This window comes from Paracoccus panacisoli, from assembly GCF_042435015.1.
Classification (GTDB): domain Bacteria; phylum Pseudomonadota; class Alphaproteobacteria; order Rhodobacterales; family Rhodobacteraceae; genus Paracoccus; species Paracoccus panacisoli.
In genome coordinates this window covers 1-21590 of record NZ_JBHMQU010000073.1, presented here as the reverse complement: position 1 = coordinate 21590, position 21590 = coordinate 1, and the positions used below count along the sequence as shown (strand labels likewise).

The following is a 21590-nucleotide window of genomic DNA, read 5'->3' as shown; positions in this document are numbered from 1 at the left end:
CCCCTCCCCCGAGTTCGTTGCAATTGAAACCATATACTGATCCGCTGTCGTTTCTGTCAAGCGATCTCGGACGGACGCAGACATGCCAACAGCCAGCACCGTGATGCTGGCCGTCGAATAAAGGTAGAGAGGTCGCGCCCCTTACCCGAACGCCCGTACCAGCCCCAGCGTGATCGCCGGAAAGGCGATCAGGATGCCGATGCGGATGAAGTCCGAGATCAGGAAGGGCATCACGCCCTTGAAGCTCTCCCACATCGGGACATCGCGAGCCATGCCGTTGATGACGAAGACGTTCATCCCCACAGGCGGGGTGATCAGCCCGACCTCGACCACCACCACGGCGAGGATGCCGAACCAGATCAGCGTGTCCTCGCGGCTCATCCCGAAATCCAGCCCGCCGATGATCGGATAGAAGATCGGGATCGTCAGCAGCAGCATGGACATCGAGTCCATCACGCAGCCCATCGCCAGGTAAAGGACGAGGATCGCCAGCAGGATCAGCATCGGCGAATGCCCCGCCTCGACGATCATCTGCGCGGCGAGCATCGGCGCCTGGGTGGCCGAGAGGAAGGCGTTGAACATCTCGGCCCCGAGCATGATCAGGAAGATCATCCCGGTCGTCTTGGCTGTGCCCTGTAGGCACTCGATCAGCCCCGACAGCCGCATCCCGCCGTGCAGCACGGCCAGCACGAAGGCACCGAAGGCGCCGACGGCGGCGCCCTCGGTCGGGGTAAACCAGCCGCGGTACATCCCGACGATCACGACGCCGAAGATCACGATGATCGACCACGTCTCCTTGAGGCTGGCGAGGCGCTCGCCCCAGCTCGCCGCCGGGGCGGCGGGGCCGGCGTCGGGCCGCAGCCGGACGAACACCGCCACCGCGATCATGTAGCCAATGGCCGCGAGGATCCCCGGCACCATCGCCGCCACGAACATCTTGGCGATGTTCTGCTCGGCCATCAGCGCGTAGAGGACGAGGATCACCGAGGGCGGGATCAGGATGCCCAGCGTGCCCCCCGCGGCCAGCGAGCCGGTCGCCAGCGCCCCCGAGTAGTTGTAGCGCCGCATCTCGGGCAGGGCGACCTGCCCCATGGTGGCCGCGGTGGCGAGCGACGAGCCGCAGATCGCGCCGAAGGCCGCGCAGCCGCCGATCGAGGCCATCGCCAGGCCGCCGCGCAGATGCCCGAGGAACGCCGCCGCCGAGCGGTAGAGCGCCCGGCTCAGCCCGGCGTGGGTGGCGAACTCGCCCATCAGCACGAACAGCGGGATCACCGACAGCGAGTAGGTCGAGAACTGGTAGTAGGTGTTGGTCTTGAGATAGGCGAGCAGCGGCAGCCAGCCGTTGACCAGCCCGTAGCCTCCGATCCCCACCGCCAGCATGGCGACGGCGATGGGGATGCGGATCGCCATCAGTGCCAGCAGCACCGCAAACCCCGTCAGCCCGGCGGCAATCCCCGTCATTTCCGCGCCTCGCGCCAATGTCCTATCATGGTGAAGAAGGTGGTGACGATCAGCAGCGTCATCGCCGGCAAAACGAGGGTGAACACCCACCAGACCGGGATGCGCAGCACCATCGACTGCTCGCCATACAGCCGGAACTCGGACGCGCCGTGCCACATCCGCCAGGTCAGCAGGATGCCAAGGACGAGGTAGACGAGGTCCCCCAGCGCCTCGAGCGCGTGGTTGGTCCGCGCGCCCGCCTTCATGGTGAAGAAGTCTACCAGCACGTTGCCGCCGGTGATCTGGCACCACGGCAGGAAGCAGGCCACGACGATGGCCGAGCCGAGCTCGACCATCTCGAAGTCGCCGGCGATGGGCGCGCCCAGCAGCGACCGGCGGGTGATGCTGGCGACCGTCATGAACAGCATCGCCATCAGCACCATCCCGCCGATGGTGGCGAACCACCGGCACAGCGCCACCAGCCAGCCCGGCACGGGGACCGGGTGGGCGTGTTCGGTGAGCGGTTCGGCCTCGGCCATCGCCGGCCCGCCCTTTACTTCACGCCCGCCGCGGCCAGCGCCGCGCGAGCGTCGTCAAGGATCGCCTGCCCGTTCTGGCCGGCGTCGGTCACCGTCTTGACCCAGGCATCGAAGACCGGCTGCGTGCGCTCTTTCCACGCCGCCAGATCGGCCTCGGGGATCACCGTGACGGTGCCGCCGGCGTCCAGCGCCTTCTGCCGCTCGGCGGCCTCGGCCTCGTCCAGCGCCTTGCCGGCGAGCGGCGCGAGATTGGCGCCCGAGTTGTCGTCGATCACCTTCTTCAGGTCGTCGGGCAGCCCCTCGTACTTGGCCTTGTTCATCACCAGCGCAAAGACCGAGGTCGACATCCCGCCGTTCTCGACCCCCATCTCGGTGTGGTTCTTGGCCACCGACTCGATCCTGAGCGAGCCGAACACCTCCCACGGGATCACCGCGCCGTCGATCACCCCGGTGGTCAGCGCCTGCGCCACCTCGGGCACCGGCATCCCCACCGCGGTCGCGCCAAGCGCGTTCAGCGCCTCGGTCATCTGCCGCGAGGGGGCGCGGATCTTCATGCCGGCCAGGTCGGGCAGGCCCGCGATCGGCTTGGTCTTCATGTGGATCTTGTAGGCCGCGGGCGCGTGGATCAGCAGCGGATGCACCTGCGCCAGCTCGTCGCCCAGGTGCTTGGCCTGAAACTCCTGCAGGGCCATCGTGGTCTGGGTCGCGGTGCCGCCCATGAACGGCAGCTCGAACACCTCGGCGACCGGGAAGCGGCCGGGGGTGTAGCTCAGCAGCGTCCACGAGATGTCCACGATCCCGTCGCGCGCCTGGTCGAAAAGCTGCGGCGGCTTGCCGCCCAGCTGCATCGAGGGGAACAGCTGCACGTCGATACGGCCGCCCGACTGTTCCTCGACCGCCTTCTCCCACGGCTCGAGGATGCCTTTGTGCAGGGGCGACTCGCCCGACAGGAAGTGATGGACGCGCAGCGTGACGTCGGCGGCCTGCGCCGCGCTGGCAAGGGCAAGCGCCGCGACGGCGCCGAGCAGGATGGCTTTCATGGTTGGTCTCCTCCGGTGTTGGTGTCAGTCCGAGCCGGCGAGCCGTGCCGGGTCGAGTTCGTGGGTCCAGTCCGTCCCCGGCGCCAGCGCGTCGAGCGCCGCCGCAAGGGTCAGGGTCGGATCGGCGCCGACGCGGGCCAGCGCTTCGGCTACGAGGCGCTGCGCCTCGACGCGGGGCAGGGTGCGCGACAGCAGGTGGCCGGCGGCCTCGGCGCACATCCGCCCGCGGTCGGCGGCGAAGGTCGCGGCGATGCGGGCCGGGTCGGGGGTCAGCGTCTCGGCCAGACCCTGCGCCAGCCGCAGGCTGGCCGCCGTGCGGGTCAGCATCTGCGGCAGCAGGGTCCATTCCAGCCCCAGCGCGCTGCCGTCGCGTTCCTGCGCGTGGATCAGCGCGTGGTGCATCCCGGCCAGGTCGCCCGCGTTCAGCCGCGCGAGCGTCACCAGCGCCTCGGCGGCGACCGGGTTCGACTTCTGCGGCATCGCCGACGAGCCGCCGCCGGCGCCCGCGGTGACCTCGCCCAGTTCCGACTGGCCGAGCTGGATCAGGTCGAGGCCCATCTTGCCCAGGCCCCCCGTGACGAGCGACAGCCAGCCGGCGAGTTCCGCCATCCCGTCGCGCGCCGCGTGCCACGGGCCGTCGGGGACGCCGAGGCCGAGCGCCCCGGCCACCGCCGTGCGCAAGGCGGGGCCGTGGCCGCCGAATGACGCGCTGGTGCCCGCCGCGCCGTGCAGCGCGAGCCGCAGCACCCGCGGGCGCAGTTCGGCCAGCCGGGCGCGGTTGCGCGTCACCATCCCGCGCCAGACTTCGATCTTGGCCCCGAGCGTCGTCGGCGCCGCGATCTGGTGGCGGGTGCGGGCCGGGATCGGCTGGCCGGCATGGGCGGCGGCCTTGGCCGCCAGCGTCGCGTCGAGGGCCGCAAGCCGCCCCTCGAGCAGCGCCAGCGCCTCGGTCAGTTGCAGCGCCAGCGCGCTGTCGGTGATGTCCTGCGAGGTCGCGCCGAGATGGACCGAGCCGCCCGCCTCGCCCGCCGCCCGCTTCAGCGCCGCGATCAGCGGTTGCGCGGCGATCCCGGCGCGGGCCACCTCGGGGCGCAGCGCGTCCGTCTCGGGGCGCAGCGTGGCGGCGGCCTCGGCGATGGCCTGCGCGTCGGCCGTGGGGATCATCCCCAGCCCGGCCTGCGCCGTGGCCAGCGCGGTCTCGACCCGCAGCATGGCGGCGAGCGTGGCGGCGTCCGACAGGATCGCCGCCATCCCGGCATCGCCATAGAGCGAGGCGTAGAGACCGCCCTCGCTCATGCGGCCCGCAGCCCCAGGATCGCGCGGGCCTGCTGCCAGCTCGCCACCGGGCGCTCGTAGCGCTCGCACAGATCCGCCGCCCGCCGCACCAGCGCGGCGTTCGACGGCGCGAGGCGCTCGCGGTCCAGCCGCACGTTGTCCTCGAGCCCCGTGCGCGCGTGCCCGCCCGAGGAAATCGCCCACTCGTTCAGCACGATCTGCGCCGGCCCGATCCCCGCCGCGCACCAGGGCGCGTCGGCCCCGAAGAGCCGCTGCACGGTGCGGATGTAATAGTCGAACACGTCCCGGTCCGCGGGCATCGCGTTCTTCACCCCCATCACGAACTGGACGTAAGGGGTCCCTTCGAGCCGCCCGTCGTCCGCCATCTTCTTCGCCTGAAGGATATGCGACAGGTCGAAGGCCTCGATCTCGGGCTTGACGCCGTAGGTGCGCATCTCGGCGGCGAGCCAGTCCACGAGGTCGGGCGGGTTCTCGTAAACCCGGGTCGGGAAGTTGTTCGACCCGACCGAGAGGCTCGCCATGTCGGGCGAGAGCGGCAGCATCCCGCCCCGCGCCTGCCCCGCACCCGACCGGCCGCCGGTCGAAAGCTGGACGATCATGCCGGGGCAATGGGTCTCGATCCCCTCCTTGAGGCGGGCGAAGCGCTCGGGATCGGAGGTCGGTTTCCCCGCGTCGTCGCGGACGTGGCAATGGGCGATGGTGGCGCCGGCCTCGAAGGCCTCCTGCGTCGATTCGACCTGCTCGGCGATGGTGATCGGCACCGCCGGGTTGTTCTCTTTCGTCGGCAGCGAGCCGGTGATCGCCACGCAGAGGATGCAGGGCTTGCCCGCGTGCTGGTTGGCGTGGGGGTTCGTTTCAGACATCGAAGAACACCGTCTCGTTCTCGCCCTGCAGGCGAATGTCGAAGCGATAGACGGGCGTGCCGTCCCGGTCGGAGCGCGTGGCGATCAGCGTCGCGCGGCGGTTTTCCCACTCGATCAGGTTCAGCACCGGGTCGGCGGCGTTCGCCTCGGCCTCGTCGTCGAAATACATCCGGGTGTTTAGCCCGATGTTGATGCCGCGGGCCACGATCCAGAGGTTCAGGTGCGGGGCCATCGGCGCCATGTCCTCGTCCATCCGGCCCTGCCAGTCGGGGTGGCTCGCGCGCACCCTGTCGCTGACGCCCGAGGCCATCTTGCGCCGCGCCCGGACCCCGCCCGGCTTGATCGTGTCGAAGCCCCATTCGCCGGTCTCGAAATCGGTGATGACCCGGCCCCAGCCACGGAAGCCGTCGGTGGTGCGGCTGTCCTCGCGCCGCACGTACTGGCCGTCGGCGTCGGCCTGCCAGACCTCGATCAGGACGTCCTTGACCGGGCTGCCGGTGCCGTCGATCACCACGCCCTCGACGCGGATGCGCTCACCCTTGGCGCCCTCGCCGGCAATGTCCCAGCCGAGTTCGCGGTCGAAGATCTGGAACCCCGCCGCCCCGGGGGCGAGGCCGATGTGGACATAGGGCCCCGCGGTCTGCGAGGCGGTCTCGCGCAGATAGCCGGGCGCGTTGTTCCGGGCGTCGATGACCATCAGTTCCCCTCCAGCCGGTTCTCGAACAGAGTCGAGCGGCGCCCGCGCAGCACGATGTCGAAGCGATAGGCGATGGCGTCGAGCGGCACGGTCGCGTTCATGTCGAGCTTCGCGGTCAGCCGGTCGATGGCGTCCGAGTCCGGAATCGTCTGCACGATGGGGCAGAGCGGGATCAGCGGGTCGCCCTCGAAGTAAAGCTGGGTGATGAGCCGCTGGCAGAAGGCGTGGCCAAAGACCGAGACGTGGATATGCGCCGGGCGCCAGTTGTTGACCCAGTTGCGCCAGGGATAGGCGCCGGGCTTGACGGTGCGGAAGGCGTAGTAGCCCGTCTCGTCCGTCAGCGTCCGCCCGCAGCCGCCGAAGTTCGGGTCGATGGGGGCGAGGTAGCTGTCCTTCTTGTGGCGATAGCGGCCGCCCGCGTTGGCCTGCCAGATTTCGACCAGCGTGCCGGGGACGGGGCGGGCATTCTCGTCCAGCACCCGGCCGTGGACGATGATCCTCTCGCCCACCGGATCGCCGGTCTTGGCGTAGTTCTTGATCAGGTCATTGTCGATCGGGGCGATGTCGTCGTGCCCGAACACCGGCCCCGTCGTCTCGGACACCGAGCCCTGCAGCGAGATCAGCGCGAACCGCGGGCTGCGCGCCACGCTCGTCTTGTAGTCGGGCGTCAGCGCCGGCGGGTGGGCGCGGCGGTCGCGCTGGTAGAACTCGGCCGGCTGCATCATCGCGCGCCCTCCATCTCGGCATAGGTGTCCTTGGCGAGCTTCAGCGCGTGGTTGGCGCGCGGCACGCCGCAGTAGATGGCGACGTGCTGGAACACCTCCTGCACGTCGCGGGGGGTGGCGCCGGTGCGGACGGTGGCGCGGATGTGCATCGGGATCTCGTCGAAGTTCCCCATCGCCGCGAGCAGCCCCAGCGTGATCATCGAGCGTTCCCGCCGGCTGAGCCCGTCCGAGGCCCAGACCGTGCCCCAGGCGCTTTCGGTGATGAGGTCCTGGAATGGCCTGTCGAAGTCGCTTTTCCCCGCCTCGGCGCGGTCGACGTGGCTGTCGCCCAGCACCTCGCGGCGGACCTGCATCCCGCGGTCGTGGCGAGGGGAAGCAAACTCGTCAGACATGGCCGATCTCCGTCAGGAAGCGGGTGAGGATGCGGGCGTAGTCGGCGGGCGCCTCGACGCAGGGCAGGTGGCCGGCGCCGTCGATCACCTCGAAGCGGGCGTCCGCGATCAGCCCGGCGGTGGCCTGCACCAGCTCGGGCGGGGTCGAGCCGTCGGCGCTGCCCGCGATCAGCTGCACCGGCAGGGCCAGCCCCGCGGTGCTGTCGCGCAGGTCGGCGCCGGCGATGGCCGCGCAGCAGGCGACGTAGCCCTCGACCGGCTGGCGTTCGAGCATCGCCTGCCAGGCGGCGAGTTCCGGCGTGGCGCGGAAGACGGGCGAGAACCAGCGCTCCATCGTCGGGGCGGCGATGGCGGCGATGCCGCCCTTGCGGATCGCGGCGATCCGGTCCTGCCACATCGCCGCCTCGCCGATCTTGGCCGCCGAGTTCGAGATGACCAGCCCGCGCAACAGCTCGGGCCGCCGGGCCGCGAGGCTCTGGCCGATCAGCCCGCCGATCGAGAGGCCGACGAACACCACGTCGCGCAGCCCCAGCGCCTCGATCAGCCCGGCCGCGTCCTCGGCCAGCTGCGCGATGCTGTAGGGGCCGGGGGTTTCCTCGGACAGCCCGTGGCCGCGCTTGTCATAGCGCACCAGCCGCAGCCCGTCCGGCAGATGCGGGATCAGCGCGTCCCACAGCCGCAGATCGGTGCCCAGCGAATTGGCGAACACCAGCGCCGGCCCGTCCGCCGGTCCCCTGTCTGCGACGTGCAGCGCCGCGCCGTTGGCTTCGATGATCCGCATCAGTAAGGCAGCCCCACATAGTTTTCCGCAAATGCCCGTTGCTGGGCCTCGTTGTCGCGCAGGAAGGCGATGTCGGCCTGCTGCATCTTGAGGTCGAAGGGCGCCATGTGGGGATAGCGGTGCAGAAGCCCGCTGAACCACCAGCTGAAGCGCTCGGCCTTCCAGACCCGCAAGAGCGCGCGTTCCGAATAGCGCTCAAGCCCCTCGTCGTCGCCGTCGTGGTAGTGCCGCACCAGCCCGTCGATGAGGTAATGCACGTCGCTCGCCGCGGTGTTCAGCCCCTTGGCGCCGGTCGGCGGCACGATGTGGGCGGCGTCACCGCACAGGAACAGCCGCCCCCAGCGCATCGGTTCGGTCACGAAGGACCGCAGGGGGGCGATGGATTTCTCGATCGACGGCCCGGTGACCAGCCGCTCGGCCACGTCTGGCGGCAGGCGGCGCTTCAGCTCGGCCCAGAAGGCGTCGTCGGTCCAGTCGCCCGGGTGATCCGACAGCGCGCACTGGATGTAATAGCGCGAGAGATTGGCGTTGCGCATCGAGCACAGCGCAAAGCCGCGCGCCGAGTTGGCGTAGATCAGCTCGTCATGGACCGGCGGCGTCTCGGACAGGACGCCCAGCCAGCCGAAGGGATAGGTCTTTTCATACTCGCGCCGCACCGACAGCGGGATGGTCTGGCGGCTGATGCCGTGGAACCCGTCGCAGCCGGCCACGAAGTCGCAATCGATCCGCAGGCTCTGGCCGGCGCGCGTCAGGGTCACGAACGGGTGGTCGGTGTCGGCGTCGTGGATGACCACGTCCTCGACCTCGAAGATCGTCTGCGCGCCCGCCGCCTCGCGCGCGTCATACAGGTCGCGCGTCACCTCGGTCTGGCCATAGACGATGACCGGGGTGCCGGTCAGGGCCTTGAAGTCGACGTGGAAGCTGCCGCCCTCCCAGGCGATCTCGGTGCCGTCGTGGACGAAGCCCTCGGCGTGCAGCCGGTCGGCGACGCCCGCGCGCTCCATCAGCCGCACGAGCCCGGTCTCGAGCACGCCGGCGCGGATGCGGCCCAGCACATAGGCGCGGGTCTTGCGCTCGAGCACCACCGCCTCGATGCCCGCGCGGTGCAGAAGCTGCCCGAGCAGCAGCCCGGACGGGCCGCCCCCGACGATCACCACTTGAGTGCGCATCAACGATCCTCCCCCTGCAGGCAGGTTGATCTGCCGCGACCCTCAAGTAAAATGATTAATCAGGCCGTTTGGTTATCAAATCCGGTAAGTCATGGACCGCCGCATCCGCCTGCGCCACCTTCAGGCCTTCGTCGAGATCGTCCGTCAGGGCAGCCTCAAGCGGGCGGCGGAAGAGCTGTTCCTGACCCAGCCCGCCATCTCGCGCACCCTGGCCGAGTTCGAGGAGATCGTCGGCAGCCCGCTGCTGATCCGCGGCCGCGGCGGCGTGCGGCTGACGCCCGAGGGGCAGTTCCTGCACGGCCATGCGCTGAGCGGGCTGGCGGCGCTGTCGACAGGGCTCGCCGGGCTTGCGGGCGGGGCCGGGGACCGGCTCAGGGTCGGGGTCCTGCCCTCGGTCGCGGCGCGGCTGATGCCGGCGGTCGCGGCCGAGCTGCTGGCCGTCGCCCCGGGGGTGATGCTCGAGGTGTCGGACGGCTCGCACGAGCATCTGACCAAGGCGCTGCGGGCGGGTGACCTCGAGGCGGTGATCGGCCGGCTGGGCGCGCCGCAGACCATGCAGGGGCTGAGCTTCACCCAGCTTTACCTGGAAGAGGTGGCGGTCGTCGTCCGGCCCGGCCACCCGATCCTCGCCGATCCCGACCTGCGGCGGGTGGGCGAGCATCTGATGCTGTATCCGACCGAGGTGGCGGCGATCCGGCCGCTGGTGGACCGGCTGCTGTTGAGCCTGGGGCAGTCGCTGCCGCCGCGCCGGATCGAGACGGTCTCGGGCGCATTCGGCCGCGCCTTCACCCGCGACAGCGACGCGGTGTGGTTCATCTCGGCCGGGGTGGTGGCGCGCGACGTGGCCGAGGGGCGGCTGGTGCGCCTGTCGGTGGCGACCCGGCTGACCGAGGGGCCGGTGGGCGTGATGACCCGCGCCAACGCCCCCCGGACGCTGGCCGGGACGCTGTTTCTGGACATCGTGACCCGTCACGACGCGGGCGGCGGGGCCTGACCCTCAGCCGTCGCCCGCCGCGGCCAGCGCCCGCGCGGCGAGAGCCACGAACGCCGCGCACTCGGCCTCGTCCAGCCCCGGCAGGATCGCGGCCTGCAGCGCCGCCACCACTGGCGCCAGCCGCGCGTGCAGCGCCTGTCCCGATTGGGTCAGCGACAGCAGGATGGCGCGGCGGTCCGTCTCGCTGCCGCGCCGGGCGATCAGCCCCTTCTTCTCGAGCCGCTCGGCCACGGCGCCGACCGTCGCCCGGTCCTTGCCGATGGCGCGGGCGAGCGAGGCCTGATCGCGGTCCGGCTCGGCCGCGAGCGCGTCGATCATGGCGAACTGCACCGGCGTCAGGTCCTCGCCCGCCTCGGCCATCGCCGCGGCGAAGACCTGGGTGGAGTGCTGGTGCAGCCGCCGGATCAGATGCCCCGGCATCAGCGACAGCGGCGGCGTGGCGTCCATGAGCGTCTCCTCGCGCAAGCGGCAGATCGTATCAGCACATACTTCCTGTTGACGCCGCCGCCAAGGATGCCATATGTCACACACAGCATCGTAAGACGACTTACGACCTTGGGAGGGGTTCATGCAGTATCATCGTGACGGTTTCCGGCCCGGCGACCCGCGGGTGCAGCCCGCCGCCCCCGGCGTGCCCGAGGGCGGGGCGCCCTTGCCCGACCGCATGGACGTGCTGATCGTCGGCAGCGGCCCCGCGGGGCTGACGCTCGCTGCCCAGCTTGCGGCCTTTCCCGAGATCACCACCCGCGTCGTGGAACGCCGCGACGGCCCGCTTGAGAAAGGGCAGGCCGACGGGATCTCGTGCCGCTCGATGGAGATGTTCCAGGCCTTCGGCTTCGCCCACACGGTCATGGAACAGGGCTACTGGGTGAACGAGGCGACCTTCTGGAAGGCCGACCCCGCCGATCCCGCGCGGCTGGTCCGTGCCGGTCGGGTGCAGGATGTCGAGGATGGGCTGTCCGAGATGCCGCACGTCATCCTGAACCAGGCGCGGGTGCATGACTTCTACCTCGAGATCATGCGCCACAGCCCTAACCGGCTGAGCCCCGATTATGGCCTGACGCTGGTCGGGCTGACCGTGGAGGAGGGCGCCGAGCATCCCGTGGTGGCCGAGCTGGAGGCCGCGGACGGCACCCGCCGCACGGTGCGGGCGCGCTATGCGGTGGGCTGCGACGGGGCGCGCAGCGCGGTGCGGCGGGCCATCGGGCGCGAGCTCCGGGGCGATTCGGCCAATCAGGCGTGGGGCGTGATGGACGTGCTCTGCGACACCGACTTCCCCGACATCCGCATGAAGTCGATCCTCAAGTCCGACCGCGGCAGCGTCCTGATCATCCCGCGCGAGGGCGGCTTCCTGACCCGCATCTACATCGAACTCGACAAGCTGGCCGCGGGCGAGCGGGTCGCCGACCGCGCCATCACCCTCGACCGGCTGGTGGCGGCGGCGCAGGCGGGGTTCGCGCCCTTCACGCTGACCGTCCGGGACGTCGCCTGGTGGTCGGTCTACGAGATCGGGCAGCGCCTGACCGACCGCTTCGACGATGTGCCCGAGGGCGAGGCCCGCCTGCCGCGGGTGTTCATCGCCGGCGACGCCTGCCACACCCACAGCCCCAAGGCGGGGCAGGGGATGAACGTCTCGATGGGCGACGGCTTCAACCTCGGCTGGAAGCTGGCGGCGGTGCTGCGCGGCCGCGCCGATCCGGCGATCCTGCACAGCTACTCGGCCGAGCGGCAGGGGGTGGCGCAGGACCTCATCGACTTCGACCGGCGCTGGGCGCGGATCATGAGCGAGCGGCCCGAGGACGGCGCCGACACCCCGCAGTTCCAGCGCAGCTTCATCGAGAACGGTCGCTACACCGCGGGGATGCAGGTGACCTATGCGCCCTCGGCGCTGATCGGCCCGGCGACGCACCAGCATCTGGCGACCGGGTTTCCAGTCGGCGCGCGGCTGCACTCGGCCCCGGTGGTGCGGCTTGCGGACGCCCGGCCCATGCACCTCGGCCATGCCTTCACCGCGGACGGGCGCTGGCGGCTGATCGCCTTTGCCCCGGACGAGGATCACGCGGCCGAGGGCTCGGCGCTGAACCGACTCTGCGGCTTTCTGGCCGACGACCCGGCCTCGCCCCTGCGCCACAACCGCCCGGGCGAGGATGCCGACGCCCAGATCGACCTGCGCGCGGTCCTGCCGCAGGGGTTCCGCGACGTGGCGCTTGAGACGCTGCCCGCGCTGCTGCGCCCGCGGGTGGGGCGGCTGGGGCTGATCGATGCGGAAAAGATCTTCTGCGCCGACCCGGCCCACGACATCTACGCGCTGCGCGGCATCGACCGGGCGCAGGGCGCGCTGGTGGTGGTGCGGCCCGATCAGCACGTGGCCCATGTCCTGCCGCCGGATGCGACCGACGAGCTCGCCGCGTTCTTCGACGGGTTCCTGATCTGACGAGGGGCGGGGCGCGGCCGATGCGCGCCCCGCCCGCGCGGTCAGCTCGCGCTCAGCCAGGCGTTGAAGCGCTCGGTCAGCTCGGCCTCATGATCGACCCAGAAATCATAGGACGACCCGAGCGCCTTCTTCATGTTGTCGGGGTTGGTCGGCATGTTCGGCGCCATCTCGGTCTTGCCGTCGTTGTAGAGCCCGACCAGCGGCGCCGAGGACTTGCGCGCCGGACCATAGCTGATCCACTTGGCCTGATCGGCCAGCGGCTGGGTCGAGGTGGCGAACTTGATGAACTCGAGCGCGTCCTTGGCGTTCGGCGCGCCCTTCGGGATGGCGAACAGGTTGTATTCATACACCTGCCCGTCCCACACCATCTTGAACGGCTTGCCCTCGCTGACCGTCGCGTTGAAGATCCGGCCGTTGTAGGCGGTGGTCATCACCACCTCGCCATCGGCCAGAAGCTGCGGCGCCTGCGCGCCCGATTCCCACCAGACGACGTCCTTCTTGATGGTGTCGAGCTTCTTGAACGCACGGTCCACCCCCTCGGGCGTGCCGAGCACCTTGTAGACCTCGTCCGCGGGCACCCCGTCGCCCATCAGCGCCATCTCGAGCAGCGCCTTGGGGGCGCGCTTCAGGCCGCGCTTGCCGGGATATTTCGCGGTGTCGAAGAAATCCGCGATGGTCGTGGGCGGATCGGCGGTGATCTTGGTCGTGTCGTAGGCATAGACCGTCGAGAACACGATCGAGCCGACCGCACATTCCGCCAGCGCGTTGGGAAGGAAATCCTCGGTCGCGGGCGTGCCGTCGGGCGCCGCGGGCAGGCCGGCCGGGTCGATCGGCTCGAGCAGGCCCTCGTCGCACAGGCGGATCGCGTCGGGGTATTCGATGTCCACCACGTCAGTGGTGACGTTGCCCGCCTCGACCTGCGCCTTGACCGGGATCGCCGGGTTGTCGCTGTCCACCGACACGACGTTGATCCCGGTCTTGGCGGTGAAGGGGGTGTAATACGCCTCAACCTGGCTCTTGGTGTAGGTACCGCCCCAGGACATGACGGTGATCTGCGCGGCCTGCGCCGCCCCCGCGCTCAGCGCCAATGCCGAGACGAGGCCGAGCGTCCGCAGGACGGGGGTGATCGGGCCGGATGTGGATTTCATGGCTTCGTTCCCTGTTGTGGTTGTCGTGGTCCCGGTCTTTGCCGGGCGTGAGGGCCCCTTCTGCCGGGGGCGCTTGAGGTCCGGTCCGGGCGCGGGGGGGCATGGCGCCCCCGCGCGCCCGCCGGGTCAGCCGACCAGGGCCGGCGTGTCTGCCTGCCGGGCGGACTGCGGCGCCGAAGCGCTGCCGCTCGCGTGGCCCGCCCCGCTGCCGACGATCAGGTGCTCAGGCCCATAGGGGAACCCGGTGATGTTGCGGTTGCCCTCGGGCGTGATCACGAGGATGTCGTGCTCGCGGTAGCCGCCGGCCCCCGGCAGGTGGTCGGGGATGGTGATCATCGGCTCCATGCTGACCACCATGCCGGGTTCCAGCACCGTGTCGCAGTCCTCGCGCAGCTCAAGCCCCGCCTCGCGGCCGTAATAGTGGCACAGCACCCCGAAGCTGTGGCCATAGCCGAAGCTGCGGTACTGCAGCAGGTTCTCGGCCGCATACATCTCGTTCAGCTCGCGGGCGATGTCCGAGCAGCGGTTGCCGGGGACCAGCAGCTCCTTGCCGCGGTCGTGGACGCGGCAGTTGAAGTCCCACAGCCGCAGGTGTTCGTCGCTCGCGGTTTCGGCGAACAGAGTCCGTTCCAGCGCGACGTAATAGCCCGCGACCATCGGGAAGCAGTTGAGCGACAGGATGTCGCCGCGCTCGATCCGGCGCGAGGTGACGGGGTTGTGGGCGCCGTCGGTGTTGATCCCCGACTGGAACCAGGTCCAGGTGTCCAAGAGCTCGGCGTGCGGCCAGACGCGGGCGATCTCGCGCACCATCGTCGCGGTGGAATGCAGCGCGACCTCGTGCTCGGGGACGCCGACCGCCACCGCCTCGACCACCGCGGCGCCGCCGATGTCGGCGATGCGGGTCATCTTCTCGATATGGGCGATCTCTTCGGCCGACTTGATCATCCTGAGCTGCATCGCGGGCTGGGCGATGTCGACGAACTCCATCCCCGGGAACTCGGCCTTGAGCAGGTTCAGCAGGTCGATGTTGACGTGGTCGAACTCGATCCCCAGCCGCCGCACGCCGCCGGTAAGCTGGCGGATGGCGTGGAAATAATTGTCCTTCTGCCAGTCGGTATAGGTCAGGTTGCGCCCGCCGAAGGTGCGGCGCCACGGCTGGCCACCGTCGATCCCGGCGCTGATCGAGGTGCTCGCGTCAGGGGTGACGACCAGCCCGTAGCGGCGCCCGAACTGGCAGTAAAGGAAATCCGCATAGTAGTTGATGTTGTGATAGCTGGTGAACAGCGCCGCATCGATACCGCGCTCGGCCATCGCCGCGCGGATCGAGTCGAGGCGCCGCTGCATCTCGCCCGCCGAAAAGGTCGGCTGCACCGGGGTGCCGTTGCCGACGTAGTTCTGAAGCCGTTCGCGTTCCATCCGTCCCCTGATTCCCTTGACCGCCGCGCCCCGCGGGCGCTTGAACCTGCCCTCACGATCCGCCCCGTCCGCGGCCCTTGTCAAAAGAGTGTTTCTCACCCCAGGATGAGGAAACCTCATGGGGGTCCCGCGATGTCCGGTCCTGCGCCGCTGAACGCGCTGCGCGCCTTCGAGGCGGTGGTCCGCTCGGGCTCGTTCGCGGCCGCGGCCGGTGAGCTGCACGTCACGCAAAGCGCGATCAGCCATCAGATCAAGGGGTTGGAGCAGTGGTTCGGCGCGCCCCTCTTCGACCGCGAGGGGCCGCGGCCGCGCCCGCTGCCGCACGCGCAGCAGTTGGCGCGCAGCCTGTCGCTCGGGTTCGACTCCATCAACGCGGCCTGCCGCGCGGCGCGGGGGTACAGCCAGACTCGCCCCCTGGTGGTCGCGGCGATCCCTTCGGTCGCGGTCTGCTGGCTCATCCCCCGGCTCGGTTCCTTCCGTGCTGCCCACCCGGGCGTCGAGATGCGCATCGTCTACGCACTCCACGGACAGGAGATCGACTTCGCCGAGGTCGATTTCGCCTTCGTCTTCGCCGCGCGCCCGCCCGCGGCGCGCGGGGCCGATTCGCTGCGGCTGCTGCCGGGGGCCGCGGTGCCGGTGTGCAGCCCACAACTCGCCGCGACGCGGGCGGCCGGTGAGGGGGACCGGGGGATCGCGGGGATGGCGCTCCTGCATGACACCGACCACGACGGCTGGGCGACTTGGTTCGCCCGCGCGGGCCTGCCGGGCCGCGGTCCGGCGGCGGGGCCGGTGTTCGAGGATTTCAACCTGCTGCGTGCAGCGGCGCTGGCCGGGCAGGGGGTGGCGCTCTGCCCCGAGGCGATGATCCGCGACGACCTGGCCGCCGGTCGCCTCGTGCGGCTGTCGCAGACGGCGGTGGCCGAGGGCTCGGCCTATTACCTGCTGCAGGGCCCGGCGGCGGCGGTCGCCCCCGGCCACGCCCGCGCCTTCCGCGACTGGGTGCTGGCCGAGCGGGCGGGCGACGACATGGGTGAGGGCCCATGAGTTAGGCCCGCCGGGGAAAACCGGCGGGCCTTCGGGATCGGCTCAGGGCCGGATCAGGCGAGCAGCTTCAGCAGCGCTTTCGCGGCATCCTCGGACGAGGCCGGGTTCTGCCCCGTGACCAGCTTGCCGTCGGTCAGCACGAAGCTCGCCCAGTCGGCGCCCTTCTCGTAATTGCCCCCGTTGGCCTTGAGCATGTCCTCGACGAGGAACGGCACCACGTCGGTCAGGCCGACGCCGTCCTCCTCGGTGTTGGTGAAGCCGGTCACCCGGCGGCCCGAGACCAGCGGCTTGCCGTCCGGCCCCTGCGTGTGGCGGAACACCGCCGGGGCGTGGCAGACCGCGCCCACCGGGCGGTCGGCGGCGGCAAAGCCCTCGATCAGGCGGCGGGCGTCGGCGTCCTCGGCCAGGTCCCACAGCGGCCCGTGCCCGCCGGGGAAGAACACCGCGTCGAACCCGTCGATCGTCACCTCGGCCAGCCGCTTGGTGCTGGCCAGCTGCGCCTGCGCGTCGGCGTCGTCCTTGAAGCGGCGGGTGGCGTCGGTCTGGGCGTCGGCCGCGTCGCTCTTGGGGTCGAGCGGCGGCTGCCCGCCCTTGGGCGAGGCCAGCGTGACCGAAGCGCCCGCGTCCTTGAAGACATAGTAGGGCGCGGCGAACTCTTCGAGCCAGAAGCCGGTCTTCTTGCCGGTGTCGCCCAGCTGGTCGTGCGAGGTCAGGACCATCAGGATGTTCATGTCGTTTCCCTTCAGTTGCGGCCGACGCGGATCACGCGCTTGCCGAGGTTTTCACCGCGCAGCAGCCCGACAAAGGCGGCCGGCGCGTTCTCGAGGCCGTCGATGACCTCTTCGCGGTAGGCGATGCGGCCCTCGCCGATCCAGCCGGTCATCGCCTTGGCGAAGTCCGGGTAGAGGTGGCCGAAGTCGTCGAAGATGATGAAGCCTTGCACCTTCAGCTTCTTGCGCAGGATCAGCCCCATCAGCCAGTTGAGCCGGTCCGGCCCCTCGGGCAGGCTGGTGGCGTTGTACTGCGAGACGAGCCCGCAGACCGGCACCCGCGCGTTGGCGTTGAGCAGCGGCATCACGCCGTCCAGCACCTTGCCGCCGACGTTCTCGAAATAGACGTCGATGCCATCGGGGCAGGCGGCGGCGAGCTGTTGGGCGAAGTCGTCGGCCTTGTGGTCGATGCAGGCGTCAAAGCCTAGCTCGTCCACCGCCAGCGCGCATTTTTCGGGGCCACCCGCGACGCCGACCACGCGGCAGCCGAGGATCTTGCCGATCTGCCCCACCGTCGCGCCGACCGGCCCGGTGGCCGAGGCGACCACGATCGTCTCGCCCGGTTTCGGCGCGCCGATCTGCGTCAGCCCGGCCCAGGCGGTGAACCCCGGCATCCCGAGGATGCCCAGGGCCCAAGACGGACGGTCGGGCGAGGCCCCGAGGTTGGTCACGCCCTTGCCGTCCGACAGCGCGTAATCCTGCCATCCGTTGAAGCTGAGCACCCAATCGCCCGCGGCGAAGCCCTCGACGTTCGAGGTCACGACCCGCGCGACGGTCCCGCCGACCATCACCGCGCCCAGCTCGACAGGGTCGGCATAGGATTCCGCGGCGCTCATCCGGCCGCGCATGTAGGGGTCGAGCGAGAGATATTCGGTCCTGAGCAGCATCTGCCCGGGGCCGGGGGTGGGGACGGGGGTTTCGGTCAGCTTCAGCGTCGCGTCCGTCGGCTCGCCCTTCGGGCGCTCGGCGAGCAGGAACTGGCGGTTCGTGGTGTCGGTCTGTGTCATCTTGGGTCCTTCTGTCAGGCCGCGGCGGTGTCGATGTGCAGGCGCACGTCGATGTTGCCGCGGGTGGCGTTGGAATAGGGGCAGAGCTGGTGGGTCGCCTCGACGAGCCTCTGCGCGTCGGCGTCGTCCATGCCCGGCAGATGCGCGGTGATGTCGAGGTCGAGCGCATAGCCCCCGGCAGCCTGCTGGCCGATGCCGACCGCGACGCTGGTGCGGGCGCCCTCAGGCGACAGCTTCAGTTGCCTGGCCGCGATCTCCATCGCGCTGTCGAAGCAGGCGGCATAGCCGAGGGCGAAGAGCTGCTCGGGGTTCACGCCGGTCTTGTCGCCGGTCGCGGCAGCGTCGGGGCGCACCATGTCCACCGCAAAGCTGCCGTCGTCGAGCGCCGAGCGGCCCGAGCGCCCGCCGGTGGCGGTGGCCGAGGTCTTGTAGAAGATTTTCATGGCATCTGTCCTTTCTGATTAGACCAGTCGTCTCATGGGATAGTCGGGCCGCGTCAGGCGGTCGGCTCGGGGGGAACCAGCCGCTTGGTGGTCCGCATCGCGGCGATCAGGGCGGCGTCGTCGTGGGCCAGCGAGGCGACGAGGCTCGCCCCCAGCCACAGGTGATAGATCGCCTCGGCCGTGGCCTCGGGGTCGTCGATCGCGGCGATCGAGCCGTCGGCCAGCCCCTCGCGCAGCGTGGCGGCCAGGCGGCCGGTGATCGACTCGACCCCGTCGCGCAGGATGCGGCTCATGTCCGGCGACAGATCGGCGATTTCCGCGGAAAGCTTGACGATCAGGCAGCGTTCGGCCGGGTCGGGGCTGACCTGCTTGCGCTGCCAGTCGGCGAAATAGGCCAGCAGCCGGGCCCGCGCATCCCACGCCGGATGGGTCAGCGACCCGTCAAGGCGGGTGCCGTACTCGGTCACGAAATCCTCAAGCAGCGCGCAGCCATAGGCCTCTTTCGAGGGGAAGTAGTGGTAGAACGACCCCTTCGGCACCCCAGCCTGCTTGAGCAGCTCGCTCAGCCCGACGCCGGTATAGCCCTGCTGCGCGGTCAGGCGGCGGCCGGTCGAGAGGATCTGGGTGCGGGTGTCGTGTGGCTGGTCCATGGCTCCGATATGGGGTGATTAGACCAGTCGTCTAGTGGCCGGCGCGAAAAAAATCCCGGGCCCGCGTCGGGGCGGGCGCGGCCGCCCGGCTTGCCGCCCCCGCCGCGGCCCCCCTAGAGTGCGGCCCATCCCTCGCCCGGCGGAGCCATGACCTATCGTTTCCTGCAAAGCTCGGACCTGCATCTCGGCCGCGCCTTCGGCACCTACCCCGAGGACATCCGCCACCGCCTGCGCGAGGCCCGCCACGCCGCCATCGCCCGCCTCGCCGCCGCGGCGCGCGAGGCGGGCGCGCGCGACGTGCTGCTGGCCGGGGACAGTTTCGACGCCGAGACCCCGGCGCCGGCCACGCTGCGGCAGGCGCTGGGCGCGATGGCGCATGAGGCCGACCTGCGCTGGGTCCTGCTGCCCGGCAACCACGACAGCCTCGCCGCGTCCGAGCTGTGGCAGCGGGTGGCGGCGGCCTGCCCCGCGAACGTCACCGTGCTCGACACCCCCGCGCCGGTGGCGCTGGCCGAGGGCGTGTGGCTGCTGCCCGCGCCCGTCACCCAGCGCCGCCCGGGCCGCGACCTGACTGAGGCGATGTCGGCCCCCACCGCCGAAGGCGCGATCCGCATCGGCCTCGGCCACGGGGCGATCGTCGATTTCACCGGGGAAGAGGGCAGCCCCGGCATCATCCCGCCGGACCGGGCGGCGCGCTCGGGCCTCGACTACCTCGCCATCGGGGACTGGCACGGGCAGATGCAGGTCGGCCCCGCGACCTGGTACGCCGGCACGCCCGAGGCCGACGGCTTCAAGCACGCCACCGCGCCGGGTGCGCTGGTGGTGACGCTGGCGGCGGGCGCGCCACCGCAGGTGACGCCGGTGCCCATCGGGCAGTTCGCGTGGGTGCGCCCCGACCTCGACCTGCTGCCGGGCGAGGATGGCGCGGCGCGGCTGGCGGCGCTGCTGCCCGCCGGGGCGCAGCGCCGCAACGCGGTGGTCCGGGTCGCCCCGCGCGGGCGGCTCGCGCTCGCCCAAGGCGCGGCGCCCGAGGCCGCGCTGACGGCGCTCGCGCCGGATTTCGGCTGGTTCCAGTCCGACCTCTCGGGCCTTGCCGCCGATGTCGCCCCGGACGACCTTGACCAGATCGAGCGCGGCGGGGCGCTCCGCCGCGCGGCCGAGGCGCTGCTGGCCGAAAGCGCCGACCCGACGCTGGCGCAGGACGACCGCGACGTGGCGGCGGCGGCGCTCGCCCGGCTCTACGCGCTCGCGCAAGAGGTGCAGCCGTGAAGCTGCGCGCCATCGAGCTGACCAACCTGCGCCGCTTCGCCGGCCAGCGCGCCCGGATCGACGGGATCGGCGACGGCATCTCGGTGCTGTCCGAGTGCAACGAATACGGCAAGTCCACCTTCTTCGACGGGCTGCGGGCGGTGTTCTTCGAACCCCACCGCGGGACGCGGGCGGCGATCCGCGCGCTGCAACCCCACGGCGGCGGCGCCCCCGAGGCGGCGGTCGAGATCGACCTGCCCCAGGGCCGCTTCCGCATCGAGAAGCGCTGGCTCTCGCGCCCCACGGCGCAGGTCACCGACGCCACCGGCCGGATGGTGGCGCGCGACGATGAAGCCGAGGCGTGGATCGACGGGCTGACGCAGGGCGGGCTCGCCGGGCCGAGCGGGCTGTTGTGGGTGCGGCAGGGGCTGCTGGGGATCGAGCCGGACGCGAAGGGCGATGCGAGCGACCCGAAAAGCGGCCTCTCGGTCCGCCGCGACCTGCTGTCCTCGGTCGCGGGCGAGATCGAGCTGATGACCGGCGGGCGGCGGATGGACGCGGTGCTGGTCCGGGTCCGCGAGGCGCTGGACCGGCTGGCGACCAAGCGCGGGCCCAAGGCCGGCGGCCCCTGGGCGGAGGCGGTCGAGGAGGCCAAGCGTCTCGAAGCCGAGCGCGCGGCGCTTGACGCCAAGGCGCGCGGGCTCGCGGCGCAGCTGCAGACCCGCGCGCGGCTCGGGCGCGATCGCAAGGCCCTGACGGACCCCGAGGCGGACGCCCGCGACACTGCGGCGCTGCGCGCGGCCGAAGCGGCGCTCGAGGCGGCGACCCGCCGCGTTGACGAGATCCGGGCCGCCGACAGCGCCTGCAAGCTGGCCCTGCGCGACGTCGAGAAGGGCCGCAGCGACGCCCAGGCGCTGACCGCGCTGCGCGACCGGCTGGCCGAGGCCGAGACCCGCGCCACCCGGTCCGCCGCGGCGGTCACGACGGCCGAGGCTACCGCAGGCGACCGTGCCACCGAGGTCGCGCAGGCGACGCACGCCCATGACACCGCTGCGGCCGCCGCCAAGGCCGCAACCGCGCGGCTTGAGGCGGCGCAGCGGGCCGCCCACGCGCGCACCGCCCGCGATCTGGCCCAGACCCTCGCCCAGACCCTCGCGCGGGCCGAGGCGCAGCGCAGCGCGCTGGAAGAGCAGCGCGCCCGCCGCAAGGCGCTGGTGGTGACGGACCAGACCCTTTCCGCCGCCGAGGCCGCGCAGGCGGCGCTCGACCGCCTCAGGGCGCAGGCCGAGGCGCAGCAAGTGGCGGTGCGGTTCGACTATGACGGCGCCGCCCGGGTGACGCTCGCGGGCCGGCCGCTGGGGCCGGAGGGGGTGCGGCTCACCGGCGCCACGACCTTCGAGCTGCCGGGCATCGGCCGCATGACCGTCGATCCGGGCGCGGCGGGCGAGGGCGCGCTCGGCCCCCGGCTCACCGCGGCCGAGGCGGCGCTGGGGG

At 71.2% G+C, this 21590-nt stretch carries 22 protein-coding genes; 5 read left to right on the top strand and 17 right to left on the bottom strand.

Features of this window, described 5'->3' with window-relative positions:
• Window positions 1-141 precede the first annotated feature (141 nt).
• From ACFHYO_RS13610 to pobA, 10 genes are read right to left on the bottom strand one after another with little or no spacing between them, the layout of a single operon-like run.
• Window positions 142-1461 carry a TRAP transporter large permease gene (locus tag ACFHYO_RS13610; protein ID WP_394321090.1) on the bottom strand — a complete coding sequence of 440 codons (1320 nt, stop codon included), beginning with the start codon at window positions 1459-1461 and terminating at the stop codon, window positions 142-144.
• On the bottom strand, window positions 1458-1979 hold the full coding sequence (locus ACFHYO_RS13605; protein WP_036699881.1) for a TRAP transporter small permease: 522 nt from the start codon (window positions 1977-1979) through the stop codon (window positions 1458-1460). The genes ACFHYO_RS13610 and ACFHYO_RS13605 overlap by 4 nt, the downstream gene beginning before the upstream one ends.
• A 14-nt stretch (window positions 1980-1993) precedes the next feature.
• Window positions 1994-3019, bottom strand: coding sequence for a TRAP transporter substrate-binding protein (locus tag ACFHYO_RS13600; protein ID WP_394321089.1), 1026 nt, complete (start codon window positions 3017-3019; stop codon window positions 1994-1996).
• Between the two features lie 24 nt (window positions 3020-3043).
• Complete coding sequence (locus tag ACFHYO_RS13595) at window positions 3044-4315, bottom strand: lyase family protein (RefSeq protein ID WP_394321088.1); 1272 nt, start codon at window positions 4313-4315, stop codon at window positions 3044-3046.
• Window positions 4312-5178, bottom strand: a complete 867-nt coding sequence (locus ACFHYO_RS13590) for a 3-oxoadipate:acetyl-CoA acetyltransferase (RefSeq protein WP_394321086.1) — start codon at window positions 5176-5178, stop codon at window positions 4312-4314. The genes ACFHYO_RS13595 and ACFHYO_RS13590 overlap by 4 nt, the downstream gene beginning before the upstream one ends.
• Window positions 5171-5875, bottom strand: coding sequence for a protocatechuate 3,4-dioxygenase subunit alpha (locus tag ACFHYO_RS13585; RefSeq protein WP_394321085.1), 705 nt, complete (start codon window positions 5873-5875; stop codon window positions 5171-5173). The genes ACFHYO_RS13590 and ACFHYO_RS13585 overlap by 8 nt, the downstream gene beginning before the upstream one ends.
• Window positions 5875-6597 carry a protocatechuate 3,4-dioxygenase subunit beta gene (gene pcaH / locus ACFHYO_RS13580; RefSeq protein WP_394321106.1) on the bottom strand — a complete coding sequence of 241 codons (723 nt, stop codon included), beginning with the start codon at window positions 6595-6597 and terminating at the stop codon, window positions 5875-5877. Before pcaH ends, ACFHYO_RS13585 begins: the two co-directional genes overlap by 1 nt.
• Window positions 6597-6992 carry a 4-carboxymuconolactone decarboxylase gene (pcaC, locus tag ACFHYO_RS13575; RefSeq protein ID WP_394321083.1) on the bottom strand — a complete coding sequence of 132 codons (396 nt, stop codon included), beginning with the start codon at window positions 6990-6992 and terminating at the stop codon, window positions 6597-6599. The genes pcaH and pcaC overlap by 1 nt, the downstream gene beginning before the upstream one ends.
• Window positions 6985-7773 carry a 3-oxoadipate enol-lactonase gene (gene pcaD, locus ACFHYO_RS13570; protein WP_394321081.1) on the bottom strand — a complete coding sequence of 263 codons (789 nt, stop codon included), beginning with the start codon at window positions 7771-7773 and terminating at the stop codon, window positions 6985-6987. The genes pcaC and pcaD overlap by 8 nt, the downstream gene beginning before the upstream one ends.
• Window positions 7773-8942, bottom strand: coding sequence for a 4-hydroxybenzoate 3-monooxygenase (gene pobA / locus ACFHYO_RS13565; RefSeq protein WP_036699898.1), 1170 nt, complete (start codon window positions 8940-8942; stop codon window positions 7773-7775). Before pobA ends, pcaD begins: the two co-directional genes overlap by 1 nt.
• Window positions 8943-9033: 91 nt before the next feature.
• Here pobA and pcaQ point away from each other — a divergent pair, with 91 nt between their 5' ends.
• A complete protein-coding gene (pcaQ, locus tag ACFHYO_RS13560; RefSeq protein ID WP_394321079.1) occupies window positions 9034-9936 on the top strand; it encodes a pca operon transcription factor PcaQ in 903 nt (300 codons plus the stop codon).
• Window positions 9937-9939: 3 nt separating this feature from the next.
• On the opposite strand, the gene ACFHYO_RS13555 is transcribed toward pcaQ, so the two are convergent.
• Window positions 9940-10383, bottom strand: coding sequence for a MarR family winged helix-turn-helix transcriptional regulator (locus tag ACFHYO_RS13555; protein WP_394321078.1), 444 nt, complete (start codon window positions 10381-10383; stop codon window positions 9940-9942).
• 121 nt (window positions 10384-10504) lie between these two features.
• Between ACFHYO_RS13555 and ACFHYO_RS13550 the strand changes: the two genes are divergently transcribed.
• On the top strand, window positions 10505-12370 hold the full coding sequence (locus tag ACFHYO_RS13550) for an FAD-dependent monooxygenase (protein ID WP_394321076.1): 1866 nt from the start codon (window positions 10505-10507) through the stop codon (window positions 12368-12370).
• 41 nt (window positions 12371-12411) lie between these two features.
• Here the strand turns inward: ACFHYO_RS13550 and ACFHYO_RS13545 are convergent, their stop codons facing one another.
• A complete protein-coding gene (locus ACFHYO_RS13545; protein WP_036708340.1) occupies window positions 12412-13518 on the bottom strand; it encodes an ABC transporter substrate-binding protein in 1107 nt (368 codons plus the stop codon).
• A 126-nt stretch (window positions 13519-13644) separates the two neighbouring features.
• A complete protein-coding gene (locus ACFHYO_RS13540; protein ID WP_394321075.1) occupies window positions 13645-14934 on the bottom strand; it encodes an aminopeptidase P family protein in 1290 nt (429 codons plus the stop codon).
• Between the two features lie 132 nt (window positions 14935-15066).
• On the opposite strand from ACFHYO_RS13540, the gene ACFHYO_RS13535 reads away from it, so the two are divergent.
• Complete coding sequence (locus ACFHYO_RS13535) at window positions 15067-15978, top strand: LysR substrate-binding domain-containing protein (RefSeq protein WP_394321074.1); 912 nt, start codon at window positions 15067-15069, stop codon at window positions 15976-15978.
• 53 nt (window positions 15979-16031) lie between these two features.
• Here ACFHYO_RS13535 and ACFHYO_RS13530 read toward each other — a convergent pair whose 3' ends face one another.
• The 4 genes from ACFHYO_RS13530 to ACFHYO_RS13515 are packed head-to-tail and all read right to left on the bottom strand — an operon-like array spanning window position 16032 to window position 18848.
• The gene (locus tag ACFHYO_RS13530) at window positions 16032-16709 is read right to left on the bottom strand and encodes a type 1 glutamine amidotransferase domain-containing protein (protein WP_394321072.1); all 678 of its coding nucleotides are present in this window, start codon (window positions 16707-16709) and stop codon (window positions 16032-16034) included.
• 11 nt (window positions 16710-16720) lie between these two features.
• On the bottom strand, window positions 16721-17755 hold the full coding sequence (gene curA / locus ACFHYO_RS13525; protein WP_394321070.1) for an NADPH-dependent curcumin/dihydrocurcumin reductase: 1035 nt from the start codon (window positions 17753-17755) through the stop codon (window positions 16721-16723).
• A 14-nt stretch (window positions 17756-17769) separates the two neighbouring features.
• Window positions 17770-18198 carry an organic hydroperoxide resistance protein gene (locus tag ACFHYO_RS13520; RefSeq protein WP_394321069.1) on the bottom strand — a complete coding sequence of 143 codons (429 nt, stop codon included), beginning with the start codon at window positions 18196-18198 and terminating at the stop codon, window positions 17770-17772.
• A gap of 53 nt (window positions 18199-18251) precedes the next feature.
• Complete coding sequence (locus ACFHYO_RS13515; protein ID WP_394321067.1) at window positions 18252-18848, bottom strand: TetR/AcrR family transcriptional regulator; 597 nt, start codon at window positions 18846-18848, stop codon at window positions 18252-18254.
• Between the two features lie 147 nt (window positions 18849-18995).
• Here ACFHYO_RS13515 and ACFHYO_RS13510 point away from each other — a divergent pair, with 147 nt between their 5' ends.
• The gene (locus tag ACFHYO_RS13510) at window positions 18996-20117 is read left to right on the top strand and encodes a metallophosphoesterase family protein (RefSeq protein WP_394321065.1); all 1122 of its coding nucleotides are present in this window, start codon (window positions 18996-18998) and stop codon (window positions 20115-20117) included.
• Window positions 20114-21590: AAA family ATPase (locus ACFHYO_RS13505; protein WP_512700650.1), on the top strand; the 1477-nt coding region annotated here is incomplete at its 3' end. The genes ACFHYO_RS13510 and ACFHYO_RS13505, both read left to right, overlap by 4 nt.

Coding starts and splice junctions, on each gene's coding strand:
- pobA (WP_036699898.1), bottom strand. CDS start 8,942: ATGCGCACTCAAGTGGTGATCGTCGGGGGCGGCCCGTCCGGGCTGCTG.
- ACFHYO_RS13550 (WP_394321076.1), top strand. CDS start 10,505: ATGCAGTATCATCGTGACGGTTTCCGGCCCGGCGACCCGCGGGTGCAG.
- ACFHYO_RS13555 (WP_394321078.1), bottom strand. CDS start 10,383: ATGGACGCCACGCCGCCGCTGTCGCTGATGCCGGGGCATCTGATCCGG.
- pcaQ (WP_394321079.1), top strand. CDS start 9,034: ATGGACCGCCGCATCCGCCTGCGCCACCTTCAGGCCTTCGTCGAGATC.
- ACFHYO_RS13605 (WP_036699881.1), bottom strand. CDS start 1,979: ATGGCCGAGGCCGAACCGCTCACCGAACACGCCCACCCGGTCCCCGTG.
- ACFHYO_RS13530 (WP_394321072.1), bottom strand. CDS start 16,709: ATGAACATCCTGATGGTCCTGACCTCGCACGACCAGCTGGGCGACACC.
- ACFHYO_RS13540 (WP_394321075.1), bottom strand. CDS start 14,934: ATGGAACGCGAACGGCTTCAGAACTACGTCGGCAACGGCACCCCGGTG.
- ACFHYO_RS13590 (WP_394321086.1), bottom strand. CDS start 5,178: ATGTCTGAAACGAACCCCCACGCCAACCAGCACGCGGGCAAGCCCTGC.
- ACFHYO_RS13535 (WP_394321074.1), top strand. CDS start 15,067: ATGTCCGGTCCTGCGCCGCTGAACGCGCTGCGCGCCTTCGAGGCGGTG.
- ACFHYO_RS13585 (WP_394321085.1), bottom strand. CDS start 5,875: ATGGTCATCGACGCCCGGAACAACGCGCCCGGCTATCTGCGCGAGACC.
- pcaH (WP_394321106.1), bottom strand. CDS start 6,597: ATGCAGCCGGCCGAGTTCTACCAGCGCGACCGCCGCGCCCACCCGCCG.
- ACFHYO_RS13595 (WP_394321088.1), bottom strand. CDS start 4,315: ATGAGCGAGGGCGGTCTCTACGCCTCGCTCTATGGCGATGCCGGGATG.
- pcaD (WP_394321081.1), bottom strand. CDS start 7,773: ATGCGGATCATCGAAGCCAACGGCGCGGCGCTGCACGTCGCAGACAGG.
- pcaC (WP_394321083.1), bottom strand. CDS start 6,992: ATGTCTGACGAGTTTGCTTCCCCTCGCCACGACCGCGGGATGCAGGTC.
- ACFHYO_RS13545 (WP_036708340.1), bottom strand. CDS start 13,518: ATGAAATCCACATCCGGCCCGATCACCCCCGTCCTGCGGACGCTCGGC.
- ACFHYO_RS13515 (WP_394321067.1), bottom strand. CDS start 18,848: ATGGACCAGCCACACGACACCCGCACCCAGATCCTCTCGACCGGCCGC.
- curA (WP_394321070.1), bottom strand. CDS start 17,755: ATGACACAGACCGACACCACGAACCGCCAGTTCCTGCTCGCCGAGCGC.
- ACFHYO_RS13610 (WP_394321090.1), bottom strand. CDS start 1,461: ATGACGGGGATTGCCGCCGGGCTGACGGGGTTTGCGGTGCTGCTGGCA.
- ACFHYO_RS13510 (WP_394321065.1), top strand. CDS start 18,996: ATGACCTATCGTTTCCTGCAAAGCTCGGACCTGCATCTCGGCCGCGCC.
- ACFHYO_RS13520 (WP_394321069.1), bottom strand. CDS start 18,198: ATGAAAATCTTCTACAAGACCTCGGCCACCGCCACCGGCGGGCGCTCG.
- ACFHYO_RS13600 (WP_394321089.1), bottom strand. CDS start 3,019: ATGAAAGCCATCCTGCTCGGCGCCGTCGCGGCGCTTGCCCTTGCCAGC.